We start from the raw sequence: 7924 nt of genomic DNA on the forward strand, positions 1-7924 counted from the left end.
AAGCGCCCCATCATGGCGGACCTGCGTGAGTCAGGCGCCATCGAACAGGACGCGGACGTGATCATGTTCATCTATCGTGAAGCGGTTTATTGCGACGATTGCCGCAGTAAAGAGCGTACCTGCGAAAAAGGGCACGACAAGGATGCGGAAATCATTATCGGCAAGCAACGCAACGGTCCCATCGGTACTGTGCATCTGACCTTTTTCGGTCAATTCACCCGTTTCGAAAATCAGGTTCGACGTGAGGAACCCTACTGATGCGGTGGCTTTGGCAATAATCAGCAAAAACGGCTCCGGGACATGTGCTCCGGAGCCGTTTTTGCTAGTGATCGGTTGCGGGCCCGGCAGGTTACAGTTCCTTCAGGTCAATATCCAGCGTCTGAATTTTTTTGCGCAAGGTATTGCGGTTGATACCTAGAATTTCCGCCGCGCGCACCTGATTGCCACGGGTTTTTTCGAGAATGATGGTGATCAGGGGGCGTTCCATCTGATGCAGCACCATCTGATAAAGATTATTGAGCTCATTGACATCCATGGGCGCAAAGGTGGTTGTTAGCTTGTTGGCGATCAGTGCTTCCAGGGATTCCTCGGCTTCCTTGCGGGCCGGTTCCGGAACCAGCCCGGGAAAGTCACTGGGGGTGAGCATCTGGTCTGAGGATAACAGGGCTGCACGCTTCAGGGTGTTTTCCAGTTCCCTGACGTTGCCGGGCCAGTCATGGCGCTTCAGGTGTGCCATGGCCTCCCTGGTGCATCCCTGAACGCCGACATTGAGATCCTCGCGGGCACGGTCGAGAAAAAACTCCACCAGCAGGGGAATATCGTCCCGCCGCTCTCTCAAGGCCGGAATGGCGATGGGGACGACATTCAGTCGGTAGAACAGATCCTCGCGGAATTCGCGGGCGGCGACTTTTTCCCGCAGGTTCTGGTTGGTGGCGGCAACGATGCGCACATCAACGGGTATGGAGCTGCTGCCGCCGGTGCGGGTGATCTCCTTCTCCTGGAGAACGCGCAGCAGTTTGGCCTGCAGCTCAAGGGGCATGTCGCCGATTTCGTCGAGAAACAAGGTTCCGCCGCTGGCCTGCTCGAATTTGCCTATCTTGCGATCGGTGGCACCGGTAAAGGCGCCTTTTTCGTGACCGAACAGCTCGCTTTCCAGCAACTCTCCGGGGATGGCGGCACAGTTCAGCGCCAGAAAGTCCTTGCCAACCCGGGGGCTGTTGTAGTGAATCGCCCGGGCGACCAGCTCCTTGCCGGTGCCGCTTTCGCCGGTGATGAGCACCGTGACGTCCGTGGGCGCCACGCGGCCGAGGATTTTATAGATCTCCTGCATCGGTTTGCTCTTGCCGATGATGGCGCGATCCAGGGGATATTGTTCTTTCAGCTCGGTTTTGAGGCGATGCACTTCCTCGGCGGCCGCTGCTGCTTTTTGGGCCTTGACGATAATGGCTTCGAGGGCATCCAGGTCGAAGGGTTTGGTCAGATAATCATAGGCGCCGAGTTTCATGGCCTCCACCGCATTTTTCATGGAGGATTCGGCAGTGATGATGATGACCAGCATTTCCGGGCGCTGTTCCTGAAAGTAGCGCAGCAGATCCAGTCCGGAAGTATCCGGCATCTTGATGTCCAGGATGGCCAGATCGTAGTGCCGTCGCCTGAAAAGATTTTTGGCTTCGCCACCATCGGCGGCAAGGTCCACATTAAAACCCTGTTTGCTCAGCGCCTTGCGCAGCACCCAGCGGATACTTTCTTCGTCATCGGCTACCAGAATGCGTTGAATGGACATGCTCGATCCTGCTTGTGAGGTTTAGGGCTGCATTACTGCAGTCGGCTAAAATCGCGATGATCCGGTGTGGTGCAGACGGTTGGTCAACCTCTTTTCAGGGGCAAGGAGATGGTGAAAGTCGTGCCCTGATCCGGCCGGCTGTTGACCCGCAGCGACCCCTGATGCTCGTTGATGATTTTCTGGCAGATGGCCAGTCCCAATCCACAGCCACGGGTTTTGGTGGTGAAAAAGGGTGTAAAGATGCGGTCGATCTGGTCTTCGGGGATACCCGGTCCGTTGTCCTGGATCTCTACCGTGACCATCGGTACCGGTCGTTCGCCGGGTTTGTTGAAAAGATATTGCCCGGCGATGCGCGAGGTTACCGTAATCAACCCCTTGCTTTCGATGGCCTCGCCGGCGTTTTTCAACAGGTTCAGGAACAGCCGTGAAAGCAGGGCTTCGTCGCCCCGTATTGTCGGGATGCTGGGGTCGAGTTGCAGTTGATAGCTGATCTGCTTGTCCGGATGGCTTTGTTTCTGCAGTAAAACCTGGTCGGCCAAAATGCGTGACAGATTGACTTCGCCGAACTGTGTCGGACGAGGTCGCGTCAGGTCAAGAAGCTCTTCGATGAGATCATTGACCCTGTTGACTTCGCGGGTCATGACCCGGGTGTATTCCCGCAAAGGGTTTTCGGGAGGCAATTCGAGGTTCAGCAATTGAGCCGCTCCTTTAATGCCGCCAAGGGGGTTTTTTATTTCATGGGCCAGGCCGGCAGCGAGGGTGCCGAGCATGGCGAGCCTGTCCGCCTGACGGACCGTCTCCTCCAGTTCCCGGATTTGGGAATGATCACGCAGGATCAGAACCGCTCCTTCCTGCTCGCCATCATCGTTGAACAATGGAGAAGCCGACACGCCGACCGGCAGCGGCGTAGCGCCACTGCGGCTGAGCATGATATCCTCATGACTGGTGATCGAGCGTCCCGAGCTAAGGGCAGAGCGCACCAGACGCAGCAGGTCGGCGCTCGAGCCGAACAGGTCGCCAAGGAGCCGTTTTAACGCCTGCCGTTCAGAGTATCCGGTGCATATCTGCGCGGCGGGATTGAACAGCACGATGCGCTCGTCATTGTCGATGGCGACCACCGCCTCTTCCATGTTTTCCAGCACCCTCATGTAGAGGGCACGATCCTTTGGCTCCCGGTTTTTCATGAGACCTCGGCGGGCGGTTCGGCGTTCCTGAAAAATTGCTTGACCACGGAGCGCAGTTCCTCCAATTGCTCCACCTTGTTAACGGCGGCCCGGAACTGGGCGGCTCCGCTTAAACCTCTGGCGTACCAGCAAAGATGTTTACGCATGTCCAGCACGGTTTTACGCTCGCTGTTATGACGCAGAAAAGTATCCATGTGCAGCAGCGCGATTTCGCAGCGTTCCTGAGTCGTTGGTGCGTGCGGCACTTTGCCGCCCAGCAGATCGAGAATCTGGCCGGCCAGCCAGGGGTTACCATAACAGCCGCGCCCGAGCATCACGGCGTCGCAGCCGGTTTCCTCCAGCATGCGCAGGGCATCACGGGGTGTAAAAACATCACCGCTGCCGATGACCGGGATTTTAATTTGCTGCTTCAACGTGGCAATCAGGGTCCAATCAGCGCAGCCGGAAAAACCCTGACTGCGGGTCCGCGGGTGCAGGGTTACGGCATCGGCTCCTTCCTGTTCGGCGATGTGCGCGATCTCCAGGAAATTGATGCAGGCCTGATCCCATCCAGCGCGGATTTTGACTGTCAGAGGCCGGCTGGTTGCTTTGCGCATGGCAGCGACGATTCCGGCTGCTCGCGCCGGAATTTTCAACAGGGCGCTGCCGGCGCCGCTGCGTACGACTTTTTTTACCGGGCATCCCATATTGATGTCGATGACATCACAATGTTCCTCGATCCGGCGGCAGGCCTCGGCCAGAATTTCGGGATTTTCGCCGAACAATTGGATGCCGAGAGGCCGGTCCTCGGGTACGGATATCAGCAGATCTTTTGTTGCCTCGCCACCCAGAACCAGGCCATTGGCACTGACCATTTCCGAAAAAGCAAGGCCGATACCGAACGGGCGCATGATCAGCCGGCAGGCAAGATCGGTGATCCCCGCCATGGGCGCCAATAATAATTTGTGTTTAAGGTGTAGCGATCCTATTTTCATTTGCACAATTTTTATGCAGTTTAAACACGACCCGACCAGATTGCAAGGGAAAATCCGGTGAGCTGAAATTTAACTGTATTTACAAGATGTTGAGCATGCGATACATTGAAAGCCAATGATGCCGTTTCGGATGTGTTCCCCCAGGTTACAGAGTTACAAGGATTTTTTCCAGGATCCTTGCAGCACTTGTGCCGAACACGCACCCCGGCCGGTCAAACGGCTGTGCAATTGCTATCCGGTGTTTATCCTGGCCGTTTTCAATATGCAAAATGCACTATGTTCAAGGAGTTGCCGATGCCCAGGCTGAAAGACGTTCTGTTCAAAAAAATTGAGGAGCAGCGTCCCCGCGTGACCCGTCTGCTCAAGGAGTTTGGCCGGGTAGAGCTGGACAGGGTCTCCATAGCGCAGGCCATCGGCGGTGTGCGGGGAGTAAAGTGTCTGGTCAGCGATATTTCCTATCTCGACCCCGAGGAGGGCGTGCGGTTTCGTGGAAAAACCATAGCCGAAACCTTCGCAGCCCTGCCCAGGGTGCCTGGGTCCGAATATCCCTTTGTCGAGGGGTTCTGGTACTTTCTCCTGACGGGGGAGGTGCCGACTATGGATCAAACCCTCCAGGTCGTCAAGGATTTTCAGGCACGGCGGCCTGTGCCGGGCTACGTTTTCGAGGCTTTGCGGGCCATGCCTCGTGATCTGCATCCCATGGCCATGCTCTCCGCTGCCGTTGTCGTCATGCAGCGCGAATCGCTTTTTTCAAGGCGATACAATGAAGGCATGAGCAAGGGCGACCTCTGGGATCCCATGTATGAGGATTCCTGCAACCTGCTGGCCAGGCTGCCTGCCATTGCCGCGTTTATATATCGTCTCAAATACAAGGGTGATACTCCCATACCCTCGGATCCGGAGCTTGATCTTGGCGGGGATTTCGCACATATGATGGGGATTGCGCCGCCCTACGACGATGTTGCGCGCATGTATTTCATTCTGCATTCCGACCACGAGTCGGGCAACGTCTCGACCCACACCACCCGCCTGGTGGCTTCAGCTCTGGCCGATGCCTATTACAGCTTTTCCGCCGGCGTCAACGGTCTTTCGGGGCCTTTGCACGGTCTGGCCAATCAGGAGGTGTTGCGCTGGATTCAGGGGAAGATGGAAAAGCTCGACGGAAGAATTCCCACTGAAGAAGAGTTGGCGGCTTATTTGTGGGAAACCCTGAACAGCGGCCAGGTTATCCCGGGTTACGGGCATGCGGTCTTGCGGCGCACCGATCCGCGGTTTGAGGCGCAGATGGAGTTCTGCGAAAAATATCTGCCTGATGACAAGTTATATCGGTTGGTCAAGATGCTTTACAAGGTGGCGCCGAATGTGCTGCGGGAACATGGCAAGGCCCGGAACCCCTGGCCGAACGTCGACGCCCAGTCCGGCGTGATCCAGTGGCACTATGGTATAACCCAATATGAATACTATACCGTTTTGTTTGCCGTCGGTCGGGCGATAGGCGTGCTGGCCAATATTATCTGGGACCGGGCTCTTGGCTATCCTCTGGAACGGCCCAAATCCGTAACCCTGGACATGATGGAGGATGTGGCGGGGATTCGCTGAATCTTTGCCAGGAAGGCTCGCATGCGAAGGTCGACGATTGTCGCCAGCAGATTGCAGCACACCAACGGACTCTTACTGTGCGAGTAAGGGTCCGTTGGTGTTTGAATCGTTTTTTTCGATGCCTGTGACGTTTCAATGCCGGAAGCGAGAGACGAGTCGGTGCCCGGCAGATTGTTCAGGACCAGTCGCCCTGACCGGATAAACTGAAAGGAAGAGGCTTTCTATGGATGAGGTTGCAACAAATGACTTTACCTATATCAGGTGTCTTACAATTGAAGATCAGAACAAGATCAAGAAAATCCCGTTTTTAAATATTGATTCAATTCTCATCCCTTCACCTTTTATCAAGGACAAATTTCTAGAAATCGATTATGAGCACAGTTACGTATGGGACGAAGAGGGAGAATTTCTTGGATATATTCTCGTTTATTCAAATCCGGACAAGACAAAGTTTCAGGTATATAAACAGGTTACTTCACCTTTTGGACGAGGCAAAGGCATAGGTTCAACCTTTATAAGAAAACTTGCCAAAGACGTTCCTGGTGAATCCTATATTTATTTGTTCGTATGGGAAAAACTTGTAAGCACGATAGACTTTTTTTATAGCAACGGTTTTAATCTTGAAGAGTCCACGGTATATCGTAAAATGCGTTTCTACCTTATGTCCGCTACCGCAAAATCAATCCTGGAAAAAGGTATATCGCTCAAGGATAAAGATGTATCGGTTCTGGAGGAGTTGAGCAAGGTCCGGCATGATGCGAAAAAATCCCTCAAGGTTCTATCGGATATGGTTTCCATCATGTCTGTTGATAACTTCAATAATATTATCGAAGATATCAATCGGGAAAATACGGCACTGCTCAATACCTTGAGTATGTATGAAGATAAAATCAAAGCTTCTCACGAAGTCAATATCAAGGAAATTCTCACCAACAGGGTGATACCTTTCATTGAAGCTTCCAATGTCCCCTGTGAGGTTCGCCTCGTGCTGGGAGCAAGCATACCCCCTGTCATCGGCGGTTACATGGATTACAGCCGGGCGCTGATCAATCTGACTTCCAACGCCATTGATGCCATCGAAGAGGCTGGCAGAAGCGGGCTCATTCAGATCATGATTACCCGCAAGGAAGGGAAGGTGGTGCTGATCATCCAGGACAATGGAGTCGGCATTGGCGCGGAGCGGTTGCAGCTCGACAATCGCAACCTTCCGCTATTCGTAGGCAAAACGACCAAGGCGGACAGGGCAGGGGAGGGTGTCGGAACCCGACAGGTTTTTTCGACGTTTGGTGCGGGGAATATCAAGGTCGAAAGCCGCGAGGGCAAGTTTACCCGCTGGACCATCACCCTGAATATCAGCACCAAGAAAAAAACCGACCGCCTTGGCTTGCTTGAGACGCGCTTTATCGGGTTCATGAAGGCGACCGAGACGCTGGAGTTGAGTGATAAAAGCGGCCGGACCGAAGTGGCTTCCCTGATCTGGCATTTAAGGCGGATGGAAATCTTCAGTTATGATCTGATTCAGTCTTTCAGTAATTACAATAACGTCCGTGATATCTTCAAACTTATTCTGACCTATCGGTATGGAAAAACCAGTTTCAAACAGATTAAAGAAGAAATTGAGAAATATCGAGTTGATCACGAAATCATTAAATTCTGGCTGCTTGGCATGATCAATCGTATCAAAAAGAATGAAAAATTTCTTCTGAATACATATGATTTTGAGGATTACAAGGGCATATATTTTAAAAGTTACGGACAGGCCATCAATAAAACCATCATCTTTACGCTTGATCCGGATACCGGGAATTTTTATGCTGCCGACCGGCGATTGGCCGAGCACCTGGATTTCGTACCGCTTTTAAACAGGAAAAGAGATCAGCTCATTCGCGGTGAATTCAAGGGCGATGTCAAGAACATAGACAGCCCCATCTATCTCGGTGTCTGGACTGTTGCCGACAAGGATGACTTGTACGGTAAAATAGTGTTGTTGCAGCAAGGTTGCCGGCAACTGCTGGCGATGGGCATCAAACCGGAGAAAGCCATTGCTTTTTACCATGTAACCAGGAACATGAGCAGCTTCGATTTCGATCCTTTCAAGATCATCCCCCTTGGGGAATTGGCAACGCTCGCCAGGAAGAATTTCGATCAACTGATTACGGCAACCGACGATGATTTCGATGGGCTGGTTTTTACTGATTAGATTGAGGTGTTTGTGAAAACCTGGACGTCCAGGCAAAAAATTCGTCCTGCAGGGCTTGGGGTTTTTCAGGGGTGAAGGCATGTTTGTCGTGTGTTCTGGTGGTAAAAAACGCCGTAACGCTGTAGAACGGATTTTTTGCGGCACCATCGGATTTGTAAATTGTGCTTCGCGAGGGACGCAACCT

At 53.2% G+C, this 7924-nt stretch carries 7 protein-coding genes; 3 read left to right on the forward strand and 4 right to left on the reverse strand.

Features of this window, described 5'->3' with window-relative positions:
- Positions 1 to 258 (forward strand): DnaB-like helicase C-terminal domain-containing protein (locus AB7E65_RS10760; RefSeq protein WP_428745881.1); only part of this gene is annotated, 258 nt, incomplete at its 5' end.
- Between the two features lie 91 nt (positions 259 to 349).
- On the opposite strand, the gene AB7E65_RS10765 is transcribed toward AB7E65_RS10760, so the two are convergent.
- The 3 genes from AB7E65_RS10765 to dusB all read right to left on the reverse strand — a co-directional run bounded on the left by AB7E65_RS10765 (position 350) and on the right by dusB (position 3941).
- On the reverse strand, positions 350 to 1783 hold the full coding sequence (locus AB7E65_RS10765; RefSeq protein WP_072285415.1) for a sigma-54-dependent transcriptional regulator: 1434 nt from the start codon (positions 1781 to 1783) through the stop codon (positions 350 to 352).
- An 83-nt stretch (positions 1784 to 1866) separates the two neighbouring features.
- Positions 1867 to 2967, reverse strand: a complete 1101-nt coding sequence (locus AB7E65_RS10770) for a two-component system sensor histidine kinase NtrB (protein WP_072285414.1) — start codon at positions 2965 to 2967, stop codon at positions 1867 to 1869.
- Positions 2964 to 3941, reverse strand: a complete 978-nt coding sequence (gene dusB, locus AB7E65_RS10775) for a tRNA dihydrouridine synthase DusB (RefSeq protein ID WP_428745882.1) — start codon at positions 3939 to 3941, stop codon at positions 2964 to 2966. Before dusB ends, AB7E65_RS10770 begins: the two co-directional genes overlap by 4 nt.
- 294 nt (positions 3942 to 4235) lie before the next feature.
- Here dusB and AB7E65_RS10780 point away from each other — a divergent pair, with 294 nt between their 5' ends.
- Together AB7E65_RS10780 and AB7E65_RS10785 are read left to right on the forward strand one after the other, a co-directional pair.
- Positions 4236 to 5540, forward strand: coding sequence for a citrate (Si)-synthase (locus tag AB7E65_RS10780; protein WP_072285412.1), 1305 nt, complete (start codon positions 4236 to 4238; stop codon positions 5538 to 5540).
- A gap of 223 nt (positions 5541 to 5763) precedes the next feature.
- Positions 5764 to 7740, forward strand: a complete 1977-nt coding sequence (locus AB7E65_RS10785) for a GNAT family N-acetyltransferase (protein ID WP_072285411.1) — start codon at positions 5764 to 5766, stop codon at positions 7738 to 7740.
- Here AB7E65_RS10785 and AB7E65_RS10790 read toward each other — a convergent pair.
- Positions 7730 to 7924, reverse strand: a 195-nt coding sequence (locus AB7E65_RS10790; RefSeq protein ID WP_428745883.1) for a hypothetical protein, incomplete at its 5' end; no start/stop codon positions are given. The genes AB7E65_RS10785 and AB7E65_RS10790 overlap by 11 nt on opposite strands.

Origin of the sequence: Syntrophotalea sp. (assembly GCF_050253115.1) — a bacterium.
Classification (GTDB): Bacteria; Desulfobacterota; Desulfuromonadia; order Desulfuromonadales; family Syntrophotaleaceae; genus Syntrophotalea; species Syntrophotalea acetylenica.